Origin of the sequence: Saezia sanguinis (assembly GCF_963921665.1) — a bacterium.
Classification (GTDB): domain Bacteria; phylum Pseudomonadota; class Gammaproteobacteria; order Burkholderiales; family Burkholderiaceae_C; genus Saezia; species Saezia sanguinis.
The window spans coordinates 75,950-102,395 of the sequence record NZ_CAWUGC010000016.1 but is presented as its reverse complement, the minus strand read 5'-3'; the positions used below and the strand labels follow the sequence as shown (position 1 = coordinate 102,395).

The following is a 26,446-nucleotide window of genomic DNA, read 5'->3' as shown; positions in this document are numbered from 1 at the left end:
ATTTCTGCCAGCTTTAAAAATTTTTGAGCTGATTATCAGCTTATTACTGACTTATTGCTGCTAATTGATTGTAAATGGCGAGTTGCATACTCCAATGCTGCTTCATAACCTAATCCGCCCATGCCACATATGACAGCCAAAGCCAGATCGGAAAAATAAGAAAAATGACGGAATTTTTCCCGCCGATGAATGTTGGATAGATGTACTTCGATGAATGGCAGTGCCACCCCGGCAAGCGCATCACGCAAGGCGACGCTGGTATGTGTATAAGCGGCCGGATTGATGATAATGAGTTTTGTTCCGTCTGTACGAGCCTGATGGATGCGCTCAATCAGTGCACCCTCGTGATTGCTCTGAAACAGTTGCAGCGAAACATGCTTAGATGTGGCTAATTGTTGTAAATTGTTGTTAATTTGCTCTAACGTTGTTGCGCCATACACTTCAGGCTCACGCAACCCAAGTAAATTGAGGTTGGGGCCATGAATAACCAGGATATGCATGATTTAATCCAAAAGCGTAAAGATAGATAAATAATTACAACAGATAAAGGGCTGTAAAGTGATAGAAAAAGATTTTCCTACAATTTTACAGGAACACCAAGCTGGATGTGCGCGGGGACCGTTTTGAGGGGAAGGGACGGCAAAGCGGGGGGTGAAAACCTTTAAATTTTAATCAACCAATAGCAGTTGGCGAACGGCTTCCAGATTCCCCCGGGGCGCGCGCCCTTTGCTGTCTGGCGTAAGCGCGCCGCGAATATGGTCAAAGTCATAGACCGCCATGTGAATATTGACGCGTTGCTGCCATTCAGGCACGGTTTCCCATGTAGTGAGTGCAGGAATTGTGTGTCCGCCGGGGCCGGATGCATCGCCTGTGAGGTACTTCTTGTTTTGGTTGATCAGAAAAATTTCGGCCATTTTGGAGTCATCGCAAAACAGTTGCAGGTAAATATCCGAGTGGCGCGTCGCAGTGCCATGCCATACGGCCCCGCTCAGGAAAGGAGTAAATTCCTGCATCAATTGCATCCAACGGGCGGCAATTTCGCGTAATGTTCTTAATTCTTGTGGCTGTGTGTCCGCGCAGAAGATGTCGATGTACTCGATAACGGCTTCTTCCAGGAAGTCGTTGCTGGGCAGTGCTGTGCGAGCTGGCAGCCCCAGTTGTTTAATGGCCTGCTGTTTGGCGGGCCCGTATTCAAAGCCGTCTTCAACAATCAGGCGCGCTGCGCATGCAAGTATTTCCTGTTGTACGGGTGTAGGTGCTGATGACATGAGGGGATTGTAGTGAAACAATGCGGGTTAAAAGAGGCTGTCGGGCCGGGGCAACAAGAAAATGCAGACGCGCGGGCAGTTTTCTTATATAATGAAAAGTTTCGCGTTCTGCTGGTTGCAATGACATGTCAATGTATAAAAAGCCTGAACGCAAAAATGAACGCTTAAAACAGTATAAGCATAAGTAAATTGCTGCAAAATAGTAAAGGCTATTTGCCAGCTTCTTATGCTATTCGGTTTTAAAAGATGGGGCGGCGGGTATTGGTGCTGTGGCATCAGTGCCTGACAAGCTTCCTGATTTGTGGTTATTGAATTTGATTTATTTGAGATTAGAGGCTTAGGAGTCATTATGGCTGTCCAGCAAAACAAAAAGTCACCGTCCAAGCGTGGTATGCACCGCTCGCACGATCATTTGTCTGTGCCCCCAACGGCAGTTGAACCCACCACGGGTGAGGTGCATTTGCGCCACCATATCAGCCCGAACGGGTTCTATCGTGGGCGTAAAGTGGTGAAAACCAAAAACGAAGAGTAATCAGGTTGTCTATGAGCGCTGAATGTTTTTTGCGTGCTTGGCCCTCAAGCCGCGAATCTGGCATTAGCGCTTTTTAAGTTAAAAATCAATGATTCGCCTTGCTATTGATTGCATGGGTGGTGATGTCGGGCCGGATGTAACGCTTGCGGCCAGCGAAAGCTTTTTACGTGCTCACCCGCAGGCAGAGTTGCTGTTGGTCGGACTGGAAGAGGTTGTCAGCCCTGCTGCAATGCGGATGCCGCGTGCCACAGCAGTTGTCGCTTCTGAAGTGGTTAGCATGGATGATTCGGTAGAGATCGCGCTGCGTAAAAAGCGTGACTCTTCGATGCGTGTGGCGATTACCCAGGTGCGCCCTGATCCGCAAACAAAAGTTGCAGCGGCGGATGCATGTGTTTCAGCCGGAAATACCGGGGCATTGATGGCGGTGTCCCGCTATGTGCTGAAAACGCTGCCGGGTATTGATCGCCCGGCGATTGCCACGACATTGCCGCATTCCCAGGGCGGGTTTACGACCATGCTGGACCTGGGGGCCAATGTCGACTGTCTGCCTGAGCATATTTTGCAGTTTGCTCTAATGGGCTCAGCCCTGGTTGGCGGCCTGTTTGGCAAGGATAATCCGACCGTTGGATTGCTTAATATTGGTGAAGAACTGATCAAGGGCAGTGAAACAGTTAAACATGCCGGAGAGTTGTTGCGCCAATGTGCTGAACAGGGCGGGATTAACTTTTACGGCAATGTTGAGGGCAATGACATTTTTAAAGGCACTACGGACGTGGTTGTCTGTGATGGTTTTGTCGGCAATGTGGCTTTAAAAACCATTGAAGGCCTGGCGTCGATGCTTGCCGGTGTTGTCAAGCAGGAGTTTACCCGGGGCCTGTATAGCAAAATGGCTGCGCTGGTGGCGCTGCCGGTTTTGAATTCATTTAAAAAACGCGTGGATCCGAGGACATATAACGGTGCTTCTCTGTTAGGTTTGCGGGGGCTGGTGTTCAAAAGCCATGGCTCTGCAGATGCGTATGCTTTCGAGCAGGCAATGCATCGTGCTTACAGCGCTGTGAGCAATGGTCTGCTGGACCGTGTGCGTCAGCGCATTGATGCTGGGGCCCACTTTCTGTCAACTTCAACTGCTTCAGAAGCAGTTGTTCCGATCACAAAGACATGAGCTTGTATACACGGATTGTTGGGACTGGGAGCTGTTTGCCTGCACGTCGGGTAAGTAATGATGAGTTGGCGCAGGAGCTGGCTACCCGCGGAATAGAAACTTCAGACGAATGGATTGTTGAACGTACCGGCATTCGTGCCCGTCGTTTTGCCGAGGCCGGTGTTCTTTCCAGCGACTTGGGGGTGCAGGCAGCACAGGCTGCGCTGGATGCCGCGGGCAAAAAGAAGAGCGATATTGACCTGATCATCGTCGCTACTTCAACACCTGACATGGTGTTCCCGTCTACAGCCACAGTCATTCAGAAAAAACTCGGAATCCAGGGGTGTGCCGCATTTGACATGCAGGCGGTGTGCTCCGGATTTATTTACGCCATGGTGGTGGCTGATGCGATGATTCGCTCAGGGGGCTACCGTTGCGCTTTGCTGATCGGTGCCGAGGTGTTTTCCAGGCTGCTGGATTTCAATGACCGTGCCACCTGTGTGCTGTTTGGTGATGGTGCCGGTGCCGTGGTGCTTGAAGCCAGCGATGAGCCGGGAATTCTGGCTTCGGATTTGCATGCCGACGGCCAATATAAAGATATCTTGTATACTGAGGCCCATGTAGGAAGCGGCGCTCTTCAGGGCGACCCTTTTCTGCATATGAATGGACAGGCGGTATTTAAACTGGCTGTCCATGTGCTGCATGATACTGCACAAGCGGTGCTGAAAAAGGCAGGCAGGCAGGGGAGTGATGTGGACTGGCTGATTCCCCATCAGGCCAATTTGCGCATCATGCAAAGTACGGCTAAACGGCTGGGTATTGCGCCAGACCGGTTGTTTGTTACGGTGGATGAACATGGCAATACATCAGCCGCATCTATTCCGTTGGCGCTCGATGCCGCGGTTCGTGGTGGTAAAATCCGGCGCGGAGACACGGTCATGCTTGAAGGCGTGGGTGGCGGCTTTACCTGGGGTGCGGTACTGCTTGATTATTAGAATGACAACAGTTGACCATTTAACAAGATGAAACCATTTGCATTTGTTTTCCCTGGGCAGGGCTCCCAGTCTGTCGGTATGTTGGACGCCTGGGGTGATCACCCTGTCGTGCGTGAATCGCTGGCACAGGCCAATGAGGCCTTGGGTGAAGACATTGGTGCCTTGATTCAAAACGGCCCGAAAGAGGCGCTGGCTTTAACCACCAATACACAACCCGCCATGCTGGTGGCCGGAGTGATTGCTTATCGGGTCTGGATGGCTGAAACAGGTGCAGCACCACAGGTGGTTGCCGGGCATTCTCTGGGAGAGTACAGCGCACTGGTGGCCGCAGGGGTATTGCGGTTTGAAGATGCCGTTGCGCTGGTACGTTTTCGGGCGCAGGCGATGCAGGAGGCCGTGCCGGTTGGTGTCGGCGCCATGGCTGCTGTATTGGGCCTGGCGGCACCGGAAGTGGTCAAGGTTTGTGCGCAGATCGCGCAGGAAAGCCAGGAAGTTGTTGAAGCCGTGAATTTTAACGATGCCAGCCAGACGGTGATTGCCGGCAGCAAAGCTGGCGTTGAAAAAGCCTGTGAGGCGATGAAGGCCGCAGGTGCGAAAAGAGCCATGTTGCTGCCTGTTTCTGCGCCTTTCCATTCGAGCCTGATGAAGCCAGCGGCCGAAAAGCTGAAGGCTAAGATGGATACTGTACAGTTTGCAGCACCTCAGATTCCCGTTATTAACAATGTGGATGTTGCGGTTGTGAGCGATCCGCAGGCGATTCGCGATGCGCTGTACCGGCAGGCTTTTGGCCCGGTGCGCTGGGTTGAGGATATGATGGCGGTCAAGCAGCGGGGTATTACACAGGTTGTTGAGTGCGGCCCTGGTAAGGTTTTGCTTGGAATGCTCAAACGCATTGACGCGGAATTGGTTGGAAACGCCGTGTTTGATCCGGCAACTCTTTCACAGACTCAGGAGGCATTGGCATGAGCAATACAAGTACGCCTATTGTGGCTTTGGTTACCGGGGCAACACGTGGTATTGGCGCTGCTATTGCCGCCACACTGGCTGCAGCAGGGATGCGCGTGTACGCAACGGCCACATCCAGTGAAGGTGCGAGCAAGATTACCCAGGCTTTGTCGGGGTTTCCTGGCTGCAAGGGTTGTGTGCTGGATGTCACAGACAGCGCGGCTTCTGAGGCATTGGTGGATGAGATTGTCAAAACCGAAGGCGGTTTGCATGTGCTGGTCAACAATGCGGGCATTACCCGCGATACGTTGGCCATGCGCATGAAGGATGCCGACTGGGATGCTGTGCTGGATACCAATCTGAAAGCGGTTTTCCGACTCTCCAGGTCAGCTATTCGGCCGATGATGAAGCAGCGCTATGGGCGCATTATCAGCATTACGTCAGTGGTAGGCGCTTCTGGCAATGTCGGCCAGGCCAACTATGCAGCAGCCAAAGCCGGCGTGGCCGGAATGTCCAGGGCGCTGGCACGTGAATTGGGTAGCCGTGGTGTTACCGTGAACTGTGTGGCACCTGGTTTCATTGCAACCGACATGACTGCAAGCCTGCCCGAAGATGTGCAAAATACGCTTTTGTCTCAGATTCCGCTGGGGCGGTTGGGGCAGGCACAGGAAGTTGCCGAAGCTGTGGCATTTTTAGCTTCCAGCAAGGCCGGTTATATTACTGGAGTGGAGTTGCATGTCAATGGTGGCATGTACATGAGTTGATTGTCAGAATTTGTTTTAATAACAAGCCTGATATTTAAGGTTTATTGAAAAGTTGACCGCAAGGCCCGTCCGGTCATGAAGATTTGCAGCATGAAATTGCAAGTCACCGTAAAATTGACGGGTGTATGTTACTTAACCCTGGAGGGGTCATGAGCGATATTGAAGCACGTGTCAAGAAAATTGTTGCTGAACAACTCGGCGTAGAAGAATCTCAAGTTACCAACGAAAAGTCTTTCGTGGCAGACCTGGGAGCTGATTCGCTTGACACCGTTGAACTGGTGATGGCATTGGAAGATGAGTTCGGTATTGAAATTCCGGACGAAGACGCTGAAAAGATCACCACCGTCCAACAAGCCATTGATTACGCGAACTCACACAAGAAAGACTAAATGGACATGTCACGTCGTCCCGATCGCCGACGGGTGGTCGTGACCGGACTTGGCGCTGTGACTCCCATTGGCAATACGGTCAGTACTGCCTGGGATAATCTGGTTGCCGGAGTATCTGGGATCGATAACATCACGCGGTTTGATGCCAGCGATATGGCTTGCCGGTTCGCCGGCGAAGTCAAAGGATTTAATGTTGAAGAATATATCCCGGTCAAAGAGGCCCGGCATATGGATATATTCATTCACTATGGCATGGCCGCATCTATTCAGGCGGTTCAGGATGCCGGCCTTCCCGTAGGGGATGCATTGAGTGAAGAGCAAGCTTCCCGGATTGGTTGCATGATCAGTTCGGGCATTGGTGGCTTGCCCGTGATCGAGTATGCGCACGAAGAGTATCGCACACGCGGTGCTCGGCGTATTTCGCCATTCTTTGTGCCATCTTGCCTGATTAACATGATTTCAGGTCATTTATCCATTCGTTATGGATTCAAAGGACCGAATCTGTCAGTGGTCACGGCCTGCACAACAGGGCTGCACAGCATTGGGCTGGCGGCACGGTTGATCCAGACCGGAGATGCTGACGTCATGGTTGCTGGTGGTGCAGAATCCTGCGTTTCGCCTCTGGGTGTTGGCGGGTTTGCGGCAGCCAGAGCGCTTTCAACCCGCAATGATGATCCTAAAACAGCATCGCGCCCCTGGGACAAGGACCGGGATGGCTTTGTGCTGGGTGAAGGTGCCGGTGTGATGGTGCTTGAAGATTACGAGCATGCCAAAAAACGAGGCGCCCGTATTTATGCGGAAGTCGCCGGATTTGGCATGAGCGGTGATGCTTATCACGTTACAGCTCCCAACATCGATGGTCCTAAAAATTCGATGCTGGCTGCATTACGCGATGCCGGTGTCAATGCGGATGAGGTGGATTATCTGAATGCGCACGGCACGTCAACGCCTCTTGGCGATTTGAACGAAAGCAATGCCATTAAAGCCGCATTGGGCGACGCTGCAAAAAAAGTCGTGGTCAGTTCAAGCAAATCCATGACCGGGCATCTGCTGGGCGGTGCCGGAGGGCTGGAATCGGTATTTACCATTCTGGCGCTGCACCATGGCATTGTGCCACCCACAATCAACATATTTAACCAGGATCCGGAGTGCGATCTGGATTATTGTGCCAATACAGCACGTCAAATGCCGGTTAAAGTGGCTTTGAAAAATAATTTCGGGTTTGGTGGAACAAACGGATCTGTTGTATTCGCCCGCCTGACCTGATTGGCATGAAGATGCTTTTACAATCTGGCTGGGAAAACTTTTCTATATAAGAAGAGCTTCCCGCCAGATTTTTGTATTTATGGCATGAGTCGCCAGAAATCTGGCAGAAATTTACAGACGCTCAGACAGCATATTTTTGTATGTTTTCGCTCTGATGACGTCATGAAGCTATGATCTTGCGACAAAATGAATTAAGATGAGAAAAGGCCTTTTATATATTCTGCGTTTTGAGATGGAGTTATTTGCATGACCTCTAGGTATGCAAAAAATACCTGCAGCCTCTGTTTTGAGGAGGTGCTTGGGTATGCATAATGATTCCGATGCTCAACTAGTCGAGCGGGTCAAACGCGGCGATCAGAAAGCCTTTGAGTTGCTGTTTTTGAAATATCAACGCAAGATAGAGCGACTTGTGGCCCATATCGTGCGAGATACGAGCCAGATACCAGATATTGTGCAGGAAACTTTTATCCGTGCATACCGTGCATTGCCTAATTTTCGGGGTGAGGCGCAGTTTTATACCTGGTTGTACCGGATAGCGGTCAATACGGCTAAAAAAGCGCTGTTGGACCTTAAACGGCAACCGATATCGAGCGATGCATTCGGTGGGGGTGAAGAAAATGAAACTTATACGCCCGAAGATGGACTAATAGATACGGCAACACCCGATGCAGCTTTGGCTGCCAAACAGATTGGTCAGACAGTCAACAGTGCAGTGGAGGCGCTGCCGGAAGAATTGCGACAGGCTATCACCCTCAGGGAAATTGAAGGGTTAAGTTACGAAGAGATCGCTGAAGTGATGGATTGCCCCATTGGTACAGTACGGTCGAGGATTTTCAGAGCACGTGAAGCCATTGCACAGAAGTTGCGGCCTCAACTGGGAATCCGTGGGGACCGGCGGTGGTAAGGTTTGAGAGATAAGAATACGCTTGGAGTGTCAGAGATGAATGCCAAAATCAAACTCAATCAAAATGCCCCTGGTATTCAGGAGCAGTGGTCGTTGCTGGCTGATGGCGCCCTGACCGAGTCAGAGCTTGATACCCTGCTTGCTCAATGGAAAGAGGATGAAAGTCTGGCTGAAGACTGGCACGTTTACCATGTGATCGGAGATGTACTGCGCTCGTCCGATTTGGCGCAGGCATATGTGACGCTTTCATCTGAAACCTATATGGCAGAATTCCGGCAGCGTTTGCAGCAAGAGCCTGTGCTGATGGCACCGGCACCGCTGGCTCAAACCAAATCAGTGCAAAAAACGGTATCGCGTCTCCATTGGCCGCATTGGACCGGCTGGCTGGCCGCTTCCGGGTTTGTGGTGATGGCTGTGGTGGCTGTTGTTTATACCTCAGTGGATGATGTCGTTGCTCCAGGAGCGCAGACGATAATTGCCCTGCCTGCAAACGGCGCAACAGATGCGAATGTTATTCCTGTTGCGGCCAATGTGGAGGTCGCTTCTGCTGCGACAAATCCAGCCGCAGCTTCTGAATCTGCTGACGTGGGCACCATGCCTGCAGAGCCCGATATCCGCTTGGTTGCAACGCCGCAGGGAGACATGTGGCGCGATCAGCGACTGGAACCTTATATTTCGGCGCACCAGCAATTTGGTAGCAATTCCGTACTGATGCCAAGTAACGGCTATATGCGCAGTTCGGCTGTTACCAATAATGCAGCCCCGAATTAGTGTTGTAACGGTAAGACGGAAAATAGGCCATATCGATGAAGGGTAGACAAAATGCCGCGGCCCTGTGGAGCCTGTGGTTTACAGGGCTTTGCATCAGTTTAGCGTCTGTGTGTGTCCAGGCGGATCAGCAACAAAGCGACCCGCAGAGCAGCAATGACAATACCATGCACTGGTTGCAACGGATTGAACAGGCGGCACAGCAGCGCGATTTCAGCGGAACCTATGTTGTTGTTCAGCCCGACCGGTTATATGCTTTGCATACCGTGCATGCCAATGTAGATGGGAACCAGTATGACCTGGTGACCAAACTGGATGGACAAGAGCGCCAGATATTCAAGGACGGAAGCGCGCTTTATGCCGTTTTCCCGCAAACCAAGCAAATTATTCTGGAACGCCAGTCGGTGATTCAAATGTTCCCCGGAATCCTGAAAACGCATTATGCGCAACTGGGGCATTTTTATAAGATCAACGAACTGGCTCAAGAGCGGACTATTGGCCGTATGGCCAGTGTGCTGCAGATGATGCCGCAGGATGAGTGGCGCTTTGGCTACAAGATCTGGGTTGATCAGGCTACCGGATTGCTGCTGCGCATACAGGTGCTGGATGCGCAGGGCAAAGTGTTGGAGCGCGTTGCTTTTACCGATATTTCATTCGAGTTGAGCGAACTTCAGAAGAAGGAACTTTCTTCCTATATCGAGACCCTTAAGGGACAGGCGTACCAACTCCATGAGTTGCACTACACGGATACGACGCCACAGGCAGAGGGCTGGGAACTGCAACAGCAAATTCCCGGATTTGAGCCTATCAGCTGTGTGCTGCGGCCATTGCCGGATTCAGACCAGCAACTGATTCAGTGGGTGTTTTCTGATGGACTGGTTTCTGTTTCAATTTTCATAGAGCCTATGGACGAGCATGCGCAGCGCGAAGCACGTGACTACAGCTATGGGGCAACTCACAGCGTGTCATTTCGGCGTGGGCAATGGTGGGTGACTTTGGTCGGCGAAGTTCCGGCAGGGACTCTGGCACTGTTTGAGCAAAGCCTTGAGCATACGCCCGGCTAAAAAGAAGCCCTGCCCGGCATGCGGTGTGCCCGGACCCTAGGTAAAAAAATTTGTAAAGGTGAAAAAATGCAGCAAATAAAATTGTGGGTTGCAGCTATGGCAACAGCCTCTTTTTTTATAGGGGCAGGTGTGAGCAATGCGCAGACTTCTCCGAGCGAGTCTGCTTTTCCGGTGCCTTCTGCAACGCCATCGCCTCTGCTGGTGCAGGGGTTGCCTGATTTCAGCGCGCTGGTGGAGTCTGCCGGGCCTTCTGTGGTGAATATCCGCACCATGGCCCGGCTCAGAGCCGGCAGTCCTGGCCCGGGCAACATGACGCCTGAGATGCAGGAGTTTTTTGAGTTTTTCTTCAACAGTCCAATGCCTGGTCCATCTCCTCGTTCTTCCCGTCCGGGTCAGGAGGGAGATGACTATGTTCTGCGGCCCAGCGGAGTAGGCTCAGGGTTTATCATTTCGGCAGATGGCTACATCATGACCAACGCACACGTGGTGAGCGGGGCTGATGAAATCATTGTGACGCTGTCGAATCGGCGCGAATACCGTGCAACAGTCGTTGGCGCAGATAAGCGTACCGATGTCGCCGTGGTCAAAATTGATGGTGTGAATCAGTTACCGGTTGTGCGTGTAGGTAACCCGGAAATGCTGAAAGTCGGTGAGTGGGTGGTTGCGATCGGTTCACCATTCGGGCTGGAGAATACGGTGACAGCAGGTATCGTCAGCGCCAAGCAACGGGATACGGGGGAGTACGTCAATTTTATTCAAACAGACGTGGCCATTAATCCGGGGAATTCTGGCGGGCCGTTGATCAATCTGCGCGGAGAAGTGGTTGGCATCAACAGCCAGATTTATAGCCGTTCTGGTGGATTCATGGGTATTTCATTCTCGATTCCGATTGATGAAGCCATGTATGTGGCACAGCAATTGCGCGGGCATGGTTATGTCGAGCGTGGCCGGATTGGTGTACAGATCACGCCGACCAGCAGTGAGGTTACGCAGGCAATCGGACTGGGCGAAGATGCGTACGGCGCACTCGTGAATATTGTTTCTGAAGCAAGCCCGGCAGAAAAGGCTGGTATTCAGGCGGGTGACATTATCACGGAAGTTAATGGCCAGCGGGTTGAGCGCTTCAGCGATTTGCCCCGGATGATTGGTAATTTGAAGCCTGGGGAACAGGCTCAGTTGAAAGTGTTCCGCAGGGGTGAATGGAAAACCATGACGGTGACTGTGGAGGCCATCCCTGCAGAAACAGCGACGAGCCGTACACAGCAGGCAACTGCCCGTCCGGCGCCTGCTGCGACCAGTGTGAATAAGCTGGGTATCAGTGTGACCGATTTGTCTGACGTGCATAAACGTGAACTGCAACTGAAATCCGGTGTGGTGGTTCGTTCAGTGAACCCGGCCGCAGCACGCGCTGGCTTGCGTGAAGGTGATGTCATACTGGCTATTGGAAAAACAGATATCCGTGATGTGAAGCATTTCAATGACATGGTGGAAAAACTGGATGCCAGCCAGAATGCAGTGCTGCTGGTGCGCCGTGGCAATGGCGTGCAGTATGTACTGATCCGTCCTTCCGGCAGGTAGCCATCTGAATAGATGGATTTGCGGCTGCCCAACACCTGGCAGGCGCGGCAAAGTGAAAACGCACCCCAAAGGGTGCGTTTTTTGTGAATGGGATGGCGCTAAAGACCAAAATAATGCAGTCAGTGTGCAATGTTCAACAAATGGTGTTGTCATAAGAATTGACAAAGCGGCTTGGCTTCCTCTATTCTCATGACATTCATGCAATCATTATGGGCAAATACAAGCATGGGATGGCAAAAACACTTTTTTAGGCTGGCGACACTATTGATTTTTGCAATGCTGGTGGGCGGGGTTTCCCAGGCGCAATCATTTCGCGTGCTGCCGGACTTCACGTCTTTGGTGGAACAGGTCGGACCGTCGGTTGTAAATATTCAGACGTATACCCGCTCACGGAGCGGCAATACGCTGAAATCCGATGGCGTGGGGTCGGGGTTCATTATTTCAGCAGACGGCTACATCATGACCAATGCACATGTGGTCAGGGGGTCTGATGAGGTGATGGTTACCTTGCATGACCTGCACGAATACCGGGCCAAGGTGATTGGCTCTGACAAGCGCAGCGATGTGGCGGTGGTCAAAATAGAAGCGCGTGATGATTTGCAGGCTGTGCGTATTGGTGACCCTTCTGATCTCAAAGTGGGTGAGTGGGTGCTGGCAATCGGCTCACCGTTTGGTTTTGAAAATACGGTAACAGCCGGAATTGTCAGCGCCAAGCAGCGCGATACGGGTGAATACATCAATTTCATTCAGAGTGATGTGGCCATTAACCCGGGTAATTCCGGTGGGCCGCTGATTAACATGCGCGGAGAGGTGGTTGGCATCAACAGCCAGATTTACAGCCGCTCGGGCGGATTTATGGGGATTTCTTTTTCGATTCCCATTGATGAAGCCATGTCGGTGGCTATGCCGCTGCGTGACAAAGGAATGGTTGAGCGCGGGCGTATTGGTGTAGATACAACGCCGGTTACCAGTAATGTGGCCCGTGCCATCGGCCTGGGAGAGAAGGGCTATGGCGCATTTGTGAGCAACCTGTTCCCCAACAGCCAGGCAGACCTGGCAGGGGTACAGGCCGGTGATATCATCACACAGGTCAATGGGCAGACGGTTAACCGCGCGAGCGATCTGCCGCGAATGGTGGGGCATCTGGCACCGGGCAGCCAAGCCGAAATTCAGGTGTATCGGCGAGGGGAGTGGAAAACCTTATCAGTGACCATAGAGTCTGTTCCCTTCTCCTCTACCACCCGGTCTGTACAGCCGGCAGCAGAGCCGGCCTCGGAAGGTGCGCCGCGTTTGAGAATCAGTGTGGCCAATTTAAGTGCAGAAAGAAAGCAGGAGTTGCAGCTTGACCAGGGCGTGAGCGTGCGCTCCATGAATGCAGTGGCGGCACGTGCCGGTATTCGCCGGGGAGATGTTGTGCTGGCGGTTGGCAATACGCAAATCCGCAATTCGCAACAGTTTGACCGGATCATGCGCGGGTTGAACACGCATGCTGATACTCCCATACTGGTGCGCCGGGCTGATGAAGTTTTGTATGTGCTGGTCCAGGCTCAGCCTGAGTGATAAAGCTGCCTGGCAGGCTGAGCGGTAATGCCGTGCTGTACCGTTATGGCGTGTGATCAGTTACAATAGATGCCGAGTTTGTGTAAGCTGACCCAAGGTAAAGGCGTGTCTGGAACCGGCGCGCCTTTTCTCGTATGGCGGGCTTAAAAGTCTTTCCCTGTAAGATAAGCGGTTTGCAGGTACGTTTGTAGCAGTTTGTTTACACATCAAAGCAGATTTTTTGAGACAAGGTAAGGGGCCATCAGAGGCTGTCGGGCGATTCAAAGGTATGATGGATCACATCAGGAATTTTTCAATCATTGCGCACATTGACCACGGGAAGTCGACACTGGCTGACCGGATCATTCAGCTTTGTGGCGGGCTGGCGGCCCGTGAAATGGAGGCCCAGGTGCTGGACTCCATGGATATCGAGCGTGAGCGGGGCATCACCATCAAGGCGCAAACCGCCGCCCTGACGTACAAAGCACGCAACGGCCAGGTCTATAACCTGAACCTGATTGATACGCCCGGGCATGTGGACTTCAGTTATGAGGTCAGCCGTTCGCTATCTGCCTGTGAGGGCGCGTTGCTGGTGGTGGATGCCAGCCAGGGGGTGGAGGCGCAAACGGTGGCCAACTGTTATACCGCGCTGGACCTGAATGTGGAAGTGGTGCCGGTACTCAATAAAATGGACTTGCCGCAGGCAGACCCTGAACAGGCCAAGGCCGAAATTGAAGATGTGATCGGTATTGACGCCAGTGATGCAATTCCATGTTCGGCCAAAACCGGCGAAGGTGTCGAAGACATTCTGGAAGCCGTCATTGCACGCATGCCTGCTCCGCGCGGGCAGGTCGAGGCGCCGTTACGGGCCATGATCATTGATTCCTGGTTCGATAACTATGTGGGCGTGGTGATGTTGGTGCGCGTGGTGGACGGCTGCCTCAAGCGTGGGGAGCGTATCCGGCTGATGGCAACCGGTGCGGTCTATCCGGCAGAGCAGTTGGGCGTGTTTACCCCCAAATCAGAATCGCGTGATGCACTCAATACCGGCGAAGTGGGCTTTATCATTGCCGGTATCAAAGAGCTGGCGGCCGCCAAAGTGGGCGACACGGTTACGCACGAGAAAAAACTGCCCAATAATCTGGGGTCGGCAGAAAAACCGCTGCCCGGGTTTAAGGAAATTCAGCCTCAGGTGTTTGCCGGACTGTATCCAAGTGAAGCCAGCGAATACGACCAGTTGCGCGATGCGCTGGAAAAACTCAAGCTGAACGATGCGGCACTGCGTTTTGAGCCAGAAGTCAGCCAGGCACTCGGGTTTGGTTTTCGTTGCGGGTTTCTCGGTTTGCTGCACATGGAAATTGTGCAGGAGCGGCTGGAGCGCGAGTTTGATCAGGACCTGATCACGACTGCGCCCTCGGTGGTATACCAGGTGGAGCTGAACAATGGCGAGTCCATTGAGGTGGAAAACCCGTCCAAAATGCCGCCGCAGGACAAAATTGCACAGATTCTGGAGCCGATCATGGTTGTGCACCTGTACATGCCGCAAGAGTATGTCGGGGCCGTGATGACGCTGGCGAATCAAAAGCGTGGTATCCAGATCAACATGGCATACCATGGCCGTCAGGTCATGCTGACATATGAACTGCCATTGGCAGAAATTGTGCTGGATTTCTTTGACCGCTTGAAATCTGTCAGCCGGGGTTATGCATCCATGGACTACGAGTTCAAGGAGTACCGAGCCTCCGATGTGGTGAAAGTGGATATCCTGCTCAATGGCGACCGGGTGGATGCACTCTCGGTTATTGTGCACCGCTCACAGGCGCAGTCACGCGGGCGCGCCGTGGCGGCGAAAATGCGTGAAGTCATCAGCCGTCAGATGTATGATGTGGCGATTCAGGCGGCGATTGGCGGGCAGATCATCGCCCGCGAAACCGTAAAGGCATTGCGCAAAAATGTGCTGGCTAAATGTTATGGCGGTGATATTTCCCGTAAGCGTAAACTGCTGGAAAAGCAGAAGGCCGGCAAAAAGCGCATGAAGCAGATTGGTTCGGTTCAGGTGCCGCAGGAAGCGTTTCTTGCAATACTGAAAGTAGATGATTGACGAATTGAGTAAAAGGTAAATAGCAGAGCATGAAACTTTCTAAAGTAATGAGCGCAATCACAGCCGTGTTGTACGTCATCCTGCTGGGCTATGGTGTTGCGTGGTACATGGGCAAGGTGCAGGGGGATTTCTCCTTATTGCTGCTGATCCTGACGCTGGTGACATTTGCTTACTGGCTGTTTGAGAAAATCTACCTGAGACCGCAGCGTGTCAAACAGGCCTTGGCTGCAGAAGAGCAGATCCGTCAGCAGCATGCCGGGCAGCCCGAAGAACTGCTGCAGCCCAAAATTGAAAAAGCACAGTCTTCGCTGATCCGCGAACCGTGGTGGATTGAATGGACTGCGGGGTTCTTCTGGGTGATTCTGATTGTGTTTGCATTGCGCTCTTTTGTGGTTGAGCCTTTTCGCATTCCATCGGGCTCGATGATGCCTACGCTGCAGGCGGGCGATTTTATTCTGGTGAATAAATACGAATATGGTATCCGTTTGCCGGTAGCCAATACCAAAATTATCAGTATGGGTGAGCCGCAGCGCGGCGATGTCATTGTGTTTCGTTATCCGCCGGATGAAAACATCGCTTTCATCAAACGCATTGTGGGGTTGCCGGGAGACGAGGTTGTCTACCAGAATAAACGCCTGACCATCAACGGGCAGGAGATGCCGTCAGTGTTTATGCAGGACACCTATGATCGTGATTCCAGAGGGGATACCTATCCGGTGCAGCAATACCAGGAGCGGCTGGGCCCTGTTGTGCACCAGATATTTATCAACCCGGGCCGTCCGGCGGGGTTTTATGGCTCTCCCACCTTCCCACTGGCGGAAAATTGCCGCTACAGCGTGCAAGGGGTGATATGCAAGGTGCCTTACGGGCAGTATTTTGTCATGGGCGATAACCGGGATAACTCTGAAGATTCCCGCTATTGGGGCTTTGTGCCGCAGGAAAATATCATCGGCAAAGCCTTTTTCATCTGGATGAACCCCGGGCAGTTGAGTCGGATCGGCGGTTTCCAGTAAACAGTTCTATTTATTTTTTAACTGCATCCCCCTGGAACCGATTGTTTCAGGGGGATGTTTCTTTATGTCAGTCCGTTTTGCGGTTGAGCAGCGCATTGAGCAAAATGGCACCGAATGTTGCAGTGCCAATGCCGTTGAGTGTCATGCTGCCGATCTGGACGGTATAGTCGCCGGTACCCAGAATCAGCACAATGGCGGCAATCATCAGGTTTGAATTTTTAGAAAAATCCACTTTGTTTTCTACCCAGATTTTGGCACCTGCCACAGCAATCAGGCCAAATACAACAATGGAAACGCCGCCCATCACAGAAACCGGAATGGTCTGAATCAGCGCGCCGAATTTGGGTGAAAATCCTAAAATAATCGCCAGCAATGCGGCGATGACAAAAATAATGGTGGAATAGATTTTGGTGGCAGCCATGACGCCGATGTTCTCTGCGTATGTCGTTACGCCTGTGCCGCCGACGCTGCCGCTGACCATGGTGGCAATGCCATCGCCGATGAACGCGCGCCCCATATAAGGGTTCAGGTCCTTGCCGGTCATTGCGGAAACCGCTTTGATATGCCCGAGGTTTTCTGCAACCAGAATCACCACTACCGGCACAATCAGCAGCATGGCATTCATTTCAAATTTGGGGGCATGGAAGTTGGGCAGTCCAATCCATGAGGCTGCTGCCACGCCAGTAAAATTGATGGGCTGTCCCAGGCCCAGAACATTAGCAAGAATCAGATAGATGATATAGGAAATGATCAGCCCGGCTAGAATCAGCAGGCGCTGCAACATGCCACGCGAGAAAACGGCAACACATGCCACACAGACAAAAGTGATGGCCTGCACCCAGACGTCAAATTGTGTCGGTGCCATGTTTTTAATCGGTACCAGCGCCAGATTCAACCCAATGATAGCAACAATCGAACCGGTGACAATGGGCGGCATGAAACGCTCAATCCAGCCGGCACCGATGGCATGCACAACAACGCCAATCAGAACATAGATCAGCCCGCAGGCAATGATGCCGCCCAATGCGATGCCGATATTCGGATTAGGCCCGCTGCCAGAGTAAGCGGTTACGGCACCCACAACGCCAATGAAAGCAAAGCTGGAGCCGACGTAGCTTGGCACCCGGCCACCGACAATCAGAAAGAAAATCAGGGTACCGACACCGCTCATCAGAATGGCGACATTGGTATCAAACCCCATCAGTAACGGACCAAGCACGGTGGAGCCGAACATGGCCACCACGTGTTGCAACCCCAGGGCAAAAGTGGGGCCCCAGGGTAAACGTTCATCCGGGGCTACGACGCCCCCTGTTGTATTAATGCGCCAGGTAGGCAGCCAGGACGAGCTCATAGTGACGGTTCCCAGTAAAAAGTAAGGAGGAGTGCGATGGAAGGCGGTGCAACTGCCGGGCTGGCAGGAGCGTGCCAGGAGGCAAATTTGCAGTTGTCTGGGGGGCAGTATAAGTCTTCATGCGTAAAATCTGCCAGCAACGGCCGGGTTGAAGACAGGGGCGCTCAGAAATTACGCTGGTCAAAAGCGCGGTAAGGCATTATGATCTGATCTTGGCGATGTGTTTTTGCAAGCAACAGCGGGCATTTAACGCTAATTGTTGTTATCAGTCGGACTGCGGCTGACCTGCATGTCTGGATGAGCTTGTTTCATTTTGCGCATGGTCTGTTGATGCTGGGAGTGCGTACCTTAGCCAGATGGCACGGTGATCTGAGCCCTGCCATGAGAAAGTCCCGGTTTCACGAACCGTCTGTAAATTGCGCGCCAGAATATGATCAATCGATAAAAACCTCGGCCGCCAGGTTGGGCGCCCCCTTGGGCTGCTGAGTTGAAGCTGTGCTTTCCGGGTGAAATCTCTGAATAAAGGTGAAAACGGGGTGATGTTCATATCTCCCAGCACAATCACGTCTTCCTTTTCCTGGGCGATCTGCTGAGCCAGATACTGCAGCATTTCATCCCGTTCGGATGCCAGTTGATGGCCCAGTGGCGGCGGCGGATGAATGCCATAAATGACCAGTCCGCCAGGCAACTCGGCACGGATATAGGGGAAGGTGTTGTTCCCTTCTTGATACAACACGTCGCATTGTTTGAGCGGAACGCGCGAATACAAGGCGATTCCGAATGGCGAGTCAATATACTGGCCGCAGTGCTGGGTATTTTCTTCCAATGTTTTCAGATAATGCTGCCATTCAGTTGAAACTTCGGTTAAAAATATCACATCTGCCTGTAATTTTTCTATCCAGGCGCTTTCCTGCTGTTGCTGTGCATTGGAGAAAAGCAGGTTGTAACTGACGATCTGTAACGTGGATTCAGTAGGATTTGCGGAATCGTTTACAGAGGGCAGCGGGATTATGGTCCAGAGTGTAGTGCCGATGGCACATACCCCGAACATCAGGCGCTGCCATGTGCGGGTGGCGGCCAAGCACCCCAGTAAAAAACACACAGCATAATAGGGTACAAAATGACTGAATAACTCCAAAAACCAATGCCATTGGCCCATTTGTCCCAACGCCAGGCCGATGAGCGCAAGCCATGCAAGAACGGTAATGCGTTTGCGGAAAAAGGATGATAAACGGGCGGAGGTGCTCATGGTGATGGTGGGGACAGCTCTCAGTATCCAAGGGGTATGGAATTATAATTCAGTGCCGAGACCGCTATTCGTTCACAATGTGTCTCAAGCTGTTGATGTGCGTAACGATATGATGCTGCAACCCTATGATCAATTAACTCCCGCAGTCATTGCAGATGCGCTGTCTTCTGTCGGGCTGGAAACAGATGGCCGCATGATGCCTTTGGGCAGTTATGAAAACCGGGTGTATCAGGTCTATCTGGAAGATTGCGTTGCAAACAGCTCTTATAACAACCTGCAGGTTGTTGTTAAGTTTTATCGCCCCGGGCGTTGGAGCCGGGATCAGATTGCCGAAGAGCACCGTTTTGCACTGGAGCTGGCGCGGGCTGAAATTCCGGTGGTGGCTCCCGAAATCATTGGCGGCTCAACCATCCATGAATACCAGGGGTTTCTGTTTGCCGTCTATCAGCGAATGGGTGGACGACCGCCCGAGCTGGACGATCCGCAGGTGCTCGAGTGGATTGGGCGTTTTCTGGGGCGGATTCACCTGATTGGTCGGCGTGAAGGCTTTCGTGTCAGGCCCCAATTGAATATCCAGACGTTTGGATATGAGGTGCGTGACTGGCTGGTTGCGCACGAAGTGCTGCCGCTGGAGGTGCGGGCCAACTGGTTGGCGTGTTGCGATGAAGCGTTGCAATGTATCGAGCAGATTTGGGCCACTTTGCCTGAATTGTCTTTGTTGCGTTTGCATGGAGACTGCCACCCTGGGAATATATTGTGGCGGCCCGAGCATAATGACGACCCTGGCGGTCCTCATTTTGTGGACCTGGATGATGCCCGTATGGGGCCTGCAGTGCAGGATATATGGATGCTGTTATCAGGCGAGCCGCAGGAGCGTGGGCAGCAACTGGCCTGCATCATGGCGGGTTATGAGGACTTTTGCACTTTTGACTGGCGCGAGCTGGCGTTGGTGGAGCCCCTGCGAACGTTACGCATGATCCATTACAGCGCCTGGCTGGCAAAGCGCTGGGATGATCCGGCGTTTCCCCTGGCATTTCCGTGGTTTGGTACGGCCGGCTATTGGGAGGAACAGGTTCGGTCTCTGCAAACGCAGACTGCCCAGATGCGTGATGTTTTGGATGGGCAGGCTAGGTAAGATCTGCTAAAATTACCTATCGTCTGGCCAAGATACGCCATTTTCTGTCAAAATCGTCGAAAGTGGAATGTCGTACTCCTGCGGAACCAGATCTGGCAGGTAGCTCATGCTGTAGGCCAGGCCAACCGTATCGGGTTGTGGTTTCAACGTAGCCAGTGTACGGTCATAAAATCCCCCGCCATAACCCAAGCGAACGCCGCCAGGTCCATAGCCTACGCATGGAATCAGCAGCAGGGTCGGGAAAATCTGTTCGGTATCTTTGGGCTTGGGGATGCCATAGGCATCTTCTTCCATCGGGCAGCCTGGGTACCAGGCGTGAAAAGTCAGTTGTTTGGTGAGTTTGTCCACAACGGGCAGGCCGATGCGACGCTGCTGGTTTTCTGGTGCTGCCTCCTGCCAGCGGTATAAAGAGGGCAGAGGATCAAATTCGCCATGAATCGGCCAGTACGCCCCGATGATATGATCTGTGCGGTGAATCAGCCAGATGCGTAATACGCTTTGCAGCATGGCGGCTTTTTCCAGGCGGTCCGGCATGGCCAGGCGCTGGGCGCGTAGCAACTGCCGAAGCTCTTTTCTCTCAGAGGTTGTATGGTTTGCGTTCATTGTGGTTAAATTGGAAGCTTGGAACTGTTCGACACTCACAAGGTCTTAACGGTTGACATCATATCTCTCACACTGCATGTAGAAACCCATCATCATAATGACTCAACGCTCAAAATACATTTCCCAGTGGTTATTTTGCATCATTTTTGCTGCTTTATCTTTGAGCGGATCGTTGGCGGTTGCTCAAAGCGGCGGCAATGCAGACCCTCGCGATGCATTGGTGTTGCAGGCGGCAGATGCGTATAAAAAGAACGATATTCAGAAACTGCAGACAATTTTGCCTCAGGTGGCAGGGCACCCCATGGAACCCTGGGTGGATTACTGGTCTATCCGTTCACGGCTGGGGCAGGCCTCACCGGAAGAAATCATGGCTTTTTTCCAGCGCTGGCCAGGCTCTTATGTTGAAGACCGGTTGCGCAATGACTGGTTGCTGCAATTGGGCAAGCGGCAGCAGTGGGATCTGTTTTCGCAGCAATACCCCATGTTCAGAATGCGGGATGATTCGCAGGTCTTGTGTTACGCCCTGCTGATTGACCACCGCAATGGACATAACGCAGTCTCGCAGGCGCGGGAAGAGTTCATTCAGATCCGCCCGGCGTACGTGTCGGAAGACGGCTGCAACATGATGGCCTCGGTACTTTACCGTGCCGGGAAAATGCCGGCTGCGGATATCTGGATCAAGGCACGCCGGCTGGTTGAAGTCAACCGTGTCGCATCAACGCAGAAAACCGTGGCTTTGCTGAGCACAGAATTTGACAATGCGATCAAGGTCCTGATGGACAAGCCGGACCAGTGGCTGCACAGCCAGAAAGGCAGCGACGCTTCGAAAGTGGTTGCCGGGCCAATGCAAAGCGAACTGGTGACGCTGGCGCTGATTCGCTGGGCGGCAAAAGACCCCAATGCCGCAGTTGCCGCGTTACGCAATGACTGGAAAGATACACTGAATGCAGATCAGTCCGGCTGGGTTTATGCTGTGGCTGGCAGGGTGCTGGCACAGCGGCTCGATTCGAAAGCGCTTGATTACTATAAACAGGCCAGCGGAGCCAAAGGCTTGAGCGATGATGTGCTGAACTGGCATGCCCGGGCGCAGTTGCGGGCGGCGGCCAGCAGCAGAGACACACAGGGCTGGAAGCGCCTGGTGACGCTGATTGATTCCATGCCGGAAAATCTGCGTACCGATGCCACCTGGGTGTACTGGAAGGCGATTGGGCTCAGACACCTGGCGGGGCAACATGCCGGGCATGAAAACCATCAACAGGCCAATGCCATGCTGGAATCGATTGCTGGCTATGACGGGTTTTATGAGCAACTGGCTACCGAAGAACTCGGGCGCAAAATCATGCTGCCGGCACAACCGCAATCGCCAACAGAGCAGGAAATGAATGCGGCGATTGAAACACCCGGACTGATGCGCGCGCTGTATGCCATTCGCATGGGGCTGCGCAGCGAAGGACTGCGCGAATGGAACTGGAACCTGATTGGCAAGAATGACCGCCAGTTACAGGCGGCCGCACAACTGGCGTGTGACCAGCATGTCTGGGACCGTTGTGTGAATACCAGCGAGCGGGCCAAGGGGCTGTTCAATGTGTCGCAGCGCTTCCCCATGCCTTACAAGGATCTGGTGATGCCGCGTACCAATGAAATCGGGCTCGATCCGTCTTATGTTTTTGGTTTGATGCGGCAGGAGTCGCGTTTTATTGCAGATATTCAATCCAGCGCCGGTGCCAGCGGGTTGATGCAGTTGATGCCAGCCACCGCCAGGTGGACTGCCAAAGAAATTGGCATGACAGATTTCAAACCCGCGCTGGTGACCGATCCTAAGGTGAACATCACGTTAGGAACGGCTTATCTGAAACTGTCTGTCGATGAGTTTGATGGCTCGGAACTGCTGGCTGCTGCCGGTTACAACGCTGGCCCCAACCGGCCGCGCCGCTGGCGCAATGGGCCGGCACTGGATGGCGCGGTATGGGCTGAAAACGTACCGTTTAATGAAACGCGGGCTTATGTGAAAACCGTGCTTTCCGCAGCGGTGGTGTACCAGATGGTGCTGACCGGGCAGCCGCAGTCTTTGCGGGATAGGCTGGGACAGGTGAAGCCGCATGATCCTTCGGTGCCGGACAAAACGCCTGATCTGCCTTGAGCGGGCGTGAAAGCGCAGATAGATAAAGGAAGCAGACCGTGAAAACCTACATGGTCGGTGGGGCTGTACGCGATATGTTGCTGGGGTGGCCCGTGCAGGACAGGGACTGGGTTGTGGTTGGCGCCACACCGCAGGAGCTGATCGGAGCGGGCTATACACCGGTAGGCAAGGACTTTCCGGTATTTCTGCATCCCCAAACGCATGAAGAGGTGGCGCTGGCGCGTACCGAGCGCAAGACCGCGCCGGGGTACCACGGGTTCAGCTTCCATGCCGACCCGACCGTGACGCTGGAGGAGGATCTGGCGCGGCGCGACCTGACGATCAATGCCATTGCGCAGGATGAGCAGGGCCATCTGATTGACCCTTATGGCGGACAAAAGGATTTGCATGACAAGGTGCTGCGCCATGTGACGCAGGCATTTGCCGAAGACCCCGTGCGCATTTTGCGGGTGGCGCGTTTTGCTGCACGTTATGTGGATTTCACCGTTGCCCCCGAAACCATGCAACTGATGCGTGCAATGGTCGTAGCCGGGGAGGTGGATGCCTTGGTGGCTGAGCGTGTGTGGCAGGAACTCTCGCGCGGCCTGATGGAGAAAATGCCATCGCGTATGATCCGTGTGCTGCATGAGTGTGGCGCACTTGCCAGAATTCTGCCGGAAATTGACCAGCGTTTTGGTGCCTGGCAATTGATTTTGAGCGCGTTGCAGCCTTCTGCCACCGCACAGGATGCTGCTGCCCATGCCGATGGTGAAATACGGTATGACCGCCGCCATGGCTGGGCTGAGCAGGGCAGGCATACCCTGCGTGTGCTGGATCTGTCGGCGCAGCAGGGTACACCGCTGCCAGTCCGGTTTACCTGTCTGGTTTATGATGCCGCGCTGACAGACGCGTTGCGGCTGGAGACCCAACTGGAGCCGGACCGTGACCTGCTGCAAGACCTGAAGGGGCTATGCGAGCGGTTGCGTGTTCCGGTGGAGTGCCGCGAATTGGCGCAACTGGCGCAGCAGTTTGTTGCGCAGATACATGGTGCCGCGCATTTTGACGCCGGGGCTGTTATGCGGTTGTTTAAGCATGCAGATGCGTTTCGCCAGCCCGATCGTTTTCGAAGCCTGCTGGATGTGGCACAAGTGGATGCCACAGCATACCCCGAATGGCTGGGCATTCGCTACCCGCAGCGGCAATGGCTTGGCAACGCTTTGGATGCCGCGCTGGCTGTAGATACCAAAGACGTTGCCCGACAGGCCATGGCTTCGGGAGCACAGGGGCTCGCGGTGGGAGAGGCCGTTGATGCCGCCAGACTGGCGTGTATTGAAAAAAACTGGCAGCCGCTGGCGCAGTAAATAAACGCTACAGTGTATGCGTCCGGTCGCCGTTGGCAAAGCCCAGCGGGTCCAGATCGAAGTTTTTGCCCAGCGCAATCACTTTAAAGATTTCTCCCATTTCATGCTCGCCTATCAGTTTGAAAGCGGCGCTGCGTGCGGCAAGCGACGCATGGTTCTGGTCCTGCGGCAGCAAATCCAGCATGCCGCAATTAAGCAGAAAATGGGCCTGCGTGGTGTAGCCCAGCACGTCCATACCGCTTTCCTGCGCTGCCAAGGCAATACCGGTAAAGTTGACATGGGCCGTGATGTCTTTCAGCCCCACGTCGACAAGCGGGTCGGTGTCGGCCTTGTGCAGGCGGTGGCACATCAGGGTGCCCATGTTGCGCTGCGGGTGATAGAACTCGTGCTCGGGAAAGCCGTAATCAATGAAGAAGGCGGCACCGTATTCCATGCGATCTGCCAGTGTTCTGATAAATCCTTCAGCCTGCAGCGGCAGTTCTGTCAGGTAGTCTGCATGGCCTTCAACCGTTACCGGCGGGTGCAGCGAGGTGGGGCGATCGTCCCAGCAGAACTGCTGGCCGGTGGCGTCAAGCGACACGCCACGCTCGTGCCACTGGCCCTGCAGGCGGTGAATCAGCTTGACCGGCATGGCGTCCAGAACTTCATTGCCAACGACAACGCCGCTGAATTTTTCAGGCAACTGGTCGACCCAGTGCACTTTATGCGCATGCTCAGGAACGTGGCGCTGAATGGTCAGCTGTTGCTGTTCGCGCAAAGTGGCGGAAAGGTCCACAATAACATAGCGTTCCAATGTATCGCCCAGTGCCGTTAAAATATGGCTTGCGAGGGCGCCGGAGCCGGCACCAAATTCCCAGATGGTATGTGTGCGTGTGGTTTGCAGTGCCTGTTGCAGTTGTGCAGCCAGTGCTTGGCCAAAATAAGGGGAAAGCACGGGGGCGGTGATGTAATCACTGCCGGAAGAGGGCAATGCGCCAAACTGCTGTGATGAATTGCTGTAGTAGCCAAGTTCAGGCGTATACAGTGCGGCGGCCATGAAAAGGTCAAACGCCAGCCAGTTCTCGTGGCGGTGAATACTTTGGGTAATGACCTCGTGCAGGCGCGCGTTTTCGCTCATGGATACACTCTTGAATTTTAACAAGCCACATTGTAGAGAAAGACGATAGAAATGTCTGTTGTTCTGGTTACCGGAGCTGCACGCCGTCTGGGGCGGGACGTCTCTTTGGCGCTGGCGCGTGCAGGGTGGGACGTGGCGGTGCATTGTCACCATTCGGCGGCACAGGGTGCGGAACTGACCAGCGAGTTACAGGCGCTGGGAGTACGTGCTGCGGTGTTCAAGGCGGATTTGTCCGATGAGCACGCATGCAGGGAATTGCTGCCGCAGGTGGCTGACGCCTTGGGGCCGGTGCATGCGGTTGTGAACAATGCTTCGCAGTTTGTCTATGACGATGCGGCCAGTTTCAGTTATGAAATGTTGCTTGCGCATATAAAAACCAATACGGCACCCGCCATTGTGCTGGCGCAGGCTTTATATGAAATGCGGGTCAAAGAAAGTTCTTTATCGGCAACGCCGTCGCAGGGTGTGGTGGTGAATCTGCTGGACCAGAAGCTGTGGAACCTGAATCCTGACTATCTGAGCTACACTTTGTCTAAAGCAGCACTGCGGGCGGCAACGGAAATGCTGGCACAGGCGCTGGCGCCGGTGGTTCGTGTTGTTGGTGTGGCTCCGGGGCTGACGTTGCCCAGCACGGAGATGACCGATGAGGAATTTGCAAAACTGCATCAGCTCTCGCCCTTGCAGCAGTCTTCCACGGCGCAGGATGTGGTGCAGGCCGTGTGTTTTGCGATCAGCAACCGGGCGCTGACCGGAACAACCTTGCTGGTGGACGGCGGGCAGCACCTGATGCCCCAGCCACGTGATTTCAGCCGGATGACATGATGAATACAGTATTGACACATGGTTACCAGACGTTGAGCCTGAAGGGGTTGCGGTTTTCTGCCAATCTGGGGATTTTGCCGCAGGAAATGGACCACTCCCAGCCGATTGAAGTGGATGCCGAATTGAACCTGGGGCGGCAGCCATTGGCGCCCAGTGATGATGCCATTTACAGTGTGCTTGATTATCGCAAGGTTAGGGCGGCCATCATTGAAACCTGTACTCAAGGGCATATCAATCTGCTGGAAAGCCTGATCGGCAAGGTGGCTTACCGGCTGATGGCGTTGCCCGGTGTGCTGGGCGTGCGTGTGCGCATTGCCAAGCTGGAAATTTTTGATGATTGTGAAGTGGCGATCCGGGTGGAAACCGGGCAATGGTAAGTGATAGCCAGAATGGCGGATCCGACGGAATTTGAAGGTGCTGGA

At 53.5% G+C, this 26,446-nt stretch carries 25 protein-coding genes; 19 read left to right on the top strand and 6 right to left on the bottom strand.

Features of this window, described 5'->3' with window-relative positions; genetic code table 11:
• Nucleotides 1–35 precede the first annotated feature (35 nt).
• On the bottom strand, nucleotides 36–500 hold the full coding sequence (gene aroQ, locus AACY98_RS11235; RefSeq protein ID WP_339805059.1) for a type II 3-dehydroquinate dehydratase: 465 nt from the start codon (nucleotides 498–500) through the stop codon (nucleotides 36–38).
• A 168-nt stretch (nucleotides 501–668) separates the two neighbouring features.
• The gene (locus tag AACY98_RS11230) at nucleotides 669–1,268 is read right to left on the bottom strand and encodes a hypothetical protein (RefSeq protein ID WP_126980253.1); all 600 of its coding nucleotides are present in this window, start codon (nucleotides 1,266–1,268) and stop codon (nucleotides 669–671) included.
• Nucleotides 1,269–1,617: 349 nt separating this feature from the next.
• Between AACY98_RS11230 and rpmF the strand changes: the two genes are divergently transcribed.
• The 14 genes from rpmF (at nucleotide 1,618) to lepB (ending at nucleotide 16,267) form a co-directional block, all read left to right on the top strand.
• Nucleotides 1,618–1,800: a 50S ribosomal protein L32 gene (gene rpmF, locus AACY98_RS11225; RefSeq protein ID WP_126980254.1), complete on the top strand. Its 183-nt coding sequence runs from the start codon at nucleotides 1,618–1,620 to the stop codon at nucleotides 1,798–1,800.
• 88 nt (nucleotides 1,801–1,888) lie between these two features.
• On the top strand, nucleotides 1,889–2,962 hold the full coding sequence (plsX, locus tag AACY98_RS11220; protein WP_126980255.1) for a phosphate acyltransferase PlsX: 1,074 nt from the start codon (nucleotides 1,889–1,891) through the stop codon (nucleotides 2,960–2,962).
• Complete coding sequence (locus AACY98_RS11215; protein ID WP_339805056.1) at nucleotides 2,959–3,936, top strand: beta-ketoacyl-ACP synthase III; 978 nt, start codon at nucleotides 2,959–2,961, stop codon at nucleotides 3,934–3,936. Before plsX ends, AACY98_RS11215 begins: the two co-directional genes overlap by 4 nt.
• 27 nt (nucleotides 3,937–3,963) lie before the next feature.
• Complete coding sequence (gene fabD / locus AACY98_RS11210) at nucleotides 3,964–4,902, top strand: ACP S-malonyltransferase (protein WP_339805054.1); 939 nt, start codon at nucleotides 3,964–3,966, stop codon at nucleotides 4,900–4,902.
• Entirely contained in the window at nucleotides 4,899–5,645 is a 747-nt protein-coding gene (gene fabG / locus AACY98_RS11205; protein WP_126980258.1) for a 3-oxoacyl-ACP reductase FabG, read from the top strand. Before fabD ends, fabG begins: the two co-directional genes overlap by 4 nt.
• A 149-nt stretch (nucleotides 5,646–5,794) precedes the next feature.
• Nucleotides 5,795–6,034, top strand: coding sequence for an acyl carrier protein (gene acpP / locus AACY98_RS11200; RefSeq protein WP_126980259.1), 240 nt, complete (start codon nucleotides 5,795–5,797; stop codon nucleotides 6,032–6,034).
• Between the two features lie 6 nt (nucleotides 6,035–6,040).
• Nucleotides 6,041–7,300, top strand: coding sequence for a beta-ketoacyl-ACP synthase II (fabF, locus tag AACY98_RS11195; protein ID WP_126980343.1), 1,260 nt, complete (start codon nucleotides 6,041–6,043; stop codon nucleotides 7,298–7,300).
• Nucleotides 7,301–7,604: 304 nt separating this feature from the next.
• Complete coding sequence (rpoE, locus tag AACY98_RS11190) at nucleotides 7,605–8,204, top strand: RNA polymerase sigma factor RpoE (protein ID WP_126980260.1); 600 nt, start codon at nucleotides 7,605–7,607, stop codon at nucleotides 8,202–8,204.
• A gap of 36 nt (nucleotides 8,205–8,240) precedes the next feature.
• Nucleotides 8,241–8,975 carry a sigma-E factor negative regulatory protein gene (locus tag AACY98_RS11185; protein ID WP_339805049.1) on the top strand — a complete coding sequence of 245 codons (735 nt, stop codon included), beginning with the start codon at nucleotides 8,241–8,243 and terminating at the stop codon, nucleotides 8,973–8,975.
• 164 nt (nucleotides 8,976–9,139) lie between these two features.
• Nucleotides 9,140–10,036: a MucB/RseB C-terminal domain-containing protein gene (locus tag AACY98_RS11180; RefSeq protein WP_339805047.1), complete on the top strand. Its 897-nt coding sequence runs from the start codon at nucleotides 9,140–9,142 to the stop codon at nucleotides 10,034–10,036.
• 66 nt (nucleotides 10,037–10,102) lie between these two features.
• Entirely contained in the window at nucleotides 10,103–11,614 is a 1,512-nt protein-coding gene (locus tag AACY98_RS11175; RefSeq protein ID WP_339805045.1) for a DegQ family serine endoprotease, read from the top strand.
• 225 nt (nucleotides 11,615–11,839) lie between these two features.
• On the top strand, nucleotides 11,840–13,174 hold the full coding sequence (locus AACY98_RS11170; protein ID WP_339805043.1) for a Do family serine endopeptidase: 1,335 nt from the start codon (nucleotides 11,840–11,842) through the stop codon (nucleotides 13,172–13,174).
• A 271-nt stretch (nucleotides 13,175–13,445) separates the two neighbouring features.
• Nucleotides 13,446–15,254, top strand: coding sequence for a translation elongation factor 4 (gene lepA, locus AACY98_RS11165; RefSeq protein ID WP_126980344.1), 1,809 nt, complete (start codon nucleotides 13,446–13,448; stop codon nucleotides 15,252–15,254).
• Between the two features lie 29 nt (nucleotides 15,255–15,283).
• Nucleotides 15,284–16,267, top strand: a complete 984-nt coding sequence (lepB, locus tag AACY98_RS11160; protein WP_339805041.1) for a signal peptidase I — start codon at nucleotides 15,284–15,286, stop codon at nucleotides 16,265–16,267.
• A gap of 67 nt (nucleotides 16,268–16,334) precedes the next feature.
• Here lepB and AACY98_RS11155 read toward each other — a convergent pair whose 3' ends face one another.
• Together AACY98_RS11155 and AACY98_RS11150 are read right to left on the bottom strand one after the other, a co-directional pair.
• Entirely contained in the window at nucleotides 16,335–17,618 is a 1,284-nt protein-coding gene (locus AACY98_RS11155; protein WP_339805039.1) for a solute carrier family 23 protein, read from the bottom strand.
• A gap of 265 nt (nucleotides 17,619–17,883) precedes the next feature.
• On the bottom strand, nucleotides 17,884–18,867 hold the full coding sequence (locus tag AACY98_RS11150) for an endonuclease/exonuclease/phosphatase family protein (RefSeq protein WP_339805037.1): 984 nt from the start codon (nucleotides 18,865–18,867) through the stop codon (nucleotides 17,884–17,886).
• Nucleotides 18,868–18,976: 109 nt separating this feature from the next.
• On the opposite strand from AACY98_RS11150, the gene AACY98_RS11145 reads away from it, so the two are divergent.
• Complete coding sequence (locus AACY98_RS11145) at nucleotides 18,977–20,002, top strand: serine/threonine protein kinase (RefSeq protein ID WP_339805224.1); 1,026 nt, start codon at nucleotides 18,977–18,979, stop codon at nucleotides 20,000–20,002.
• Between the two features lie 12 nt (nucleotides 20,003–20,014).
• On the opposite strand, the gene AACY98_RS11140 is transcribed toward AACY98_RS11145, so the two are convergent.
• The gene (locus AACY98_RS11140) at nucleotides 20,015–20,605 is read right to left on the bottom strand and encodes a 5-formyltetrahydrofolate cyclo-ligase (RefSeq protein ID WP_126980268.1); all 591 of its coding nucleotides are present in this window, start codon (nucleotides 20,603–20,605) and stop codon (nucleotides 20,015–20,017) included.
• 160 nt (nucleotides 20,606–20,765) lie between these two features.
• On the opposite strand from AACY98_RS11140, the gene AACY98_RS11135 reads away from it, so the two are divergent.
• Nucleotides 20,766–22,745 carry a lytic transglycosylase domain-containing protein gene (locus AACY98_RS11135; protein WP_339805035.1) on the top strand — a complete coding sequence of 660 codons (1,980 nt, stop codon included), beginning with the start codon at nucleotides 20,766–20,768 and terminating at the stop codon, nucleotides 22,743–22,745.
• Between the two features lie 38 nt (nucleotides 22,746–22,783).
• Nucleotides 22,784–24,085 carry a multifunctional CCA tRNA nucleotidyl transferase/2'3'-cyclic phosphodiesterase/2'nucleotidase/phosphatase gene (locus AACY98_RS11130; RefSeq protein ID WP_339805033.1) on the top strand — a complete coding sequence of 434 codons (1,302 nt, stop codon included), beginning with the start codon at nucleotides 22,784–22,786 and terminating at the stop codon, nucleotides 24,083–24,085.
• A 7-nt stretch (nucleotides 24,086–24,092) separates the two neighbouring features.
• Here the strand turns inward: AACY98_RS11130 and AACY98_RS11125 are convergent, their stop codons facing one another.
• On the bottom strand, nucleotides 24,093–25,202 hold the full coding sequence (locus tag AACY98_RS11125; protein ID WP_339805031.1) for a class I SAM-dependent methyltransferase: 1,110 nt from the start codon (nucleotides 25,200–25,202) through the stop codon (nucleotides 24,093–24,095).
• Between the two features lie 51 nt (nucleotides 25,203–25,253).
• Here AACY98_RS11125 and AACY98_RS11120 point away from each other — a divergent pair, with 51 nt between their 5' ends.
• The gene (locus AACY98_RS11120; RefSeq protein ID WP_339805029.1) at nucleotides 25,254–26,024 is read left to right on the top strand and encodes an SDR family oxidoreductase; all 771 of its coding nucleotides are present in this window, start codon (nucleotides 25,254–25,256) and stop codon (nucleotides 26,022–26,024) included.
• A complete protein-coding gene (locus AACY98_RS11115; protein ID WP_126980273.1) occupies nucleotides 26,021–26,401 on the top strand; it encodes a dihydroneopterin aldolase in 381 nt (126 codons plus the stop codon). The genes AACY98_RS11120 and AACY98_RS11115 overlap by 4 nt, the downstream gene beginning before the upstream one ends.
• Nucleotides 26,402–26,446 lie beyond the last annotated feature (45 nt).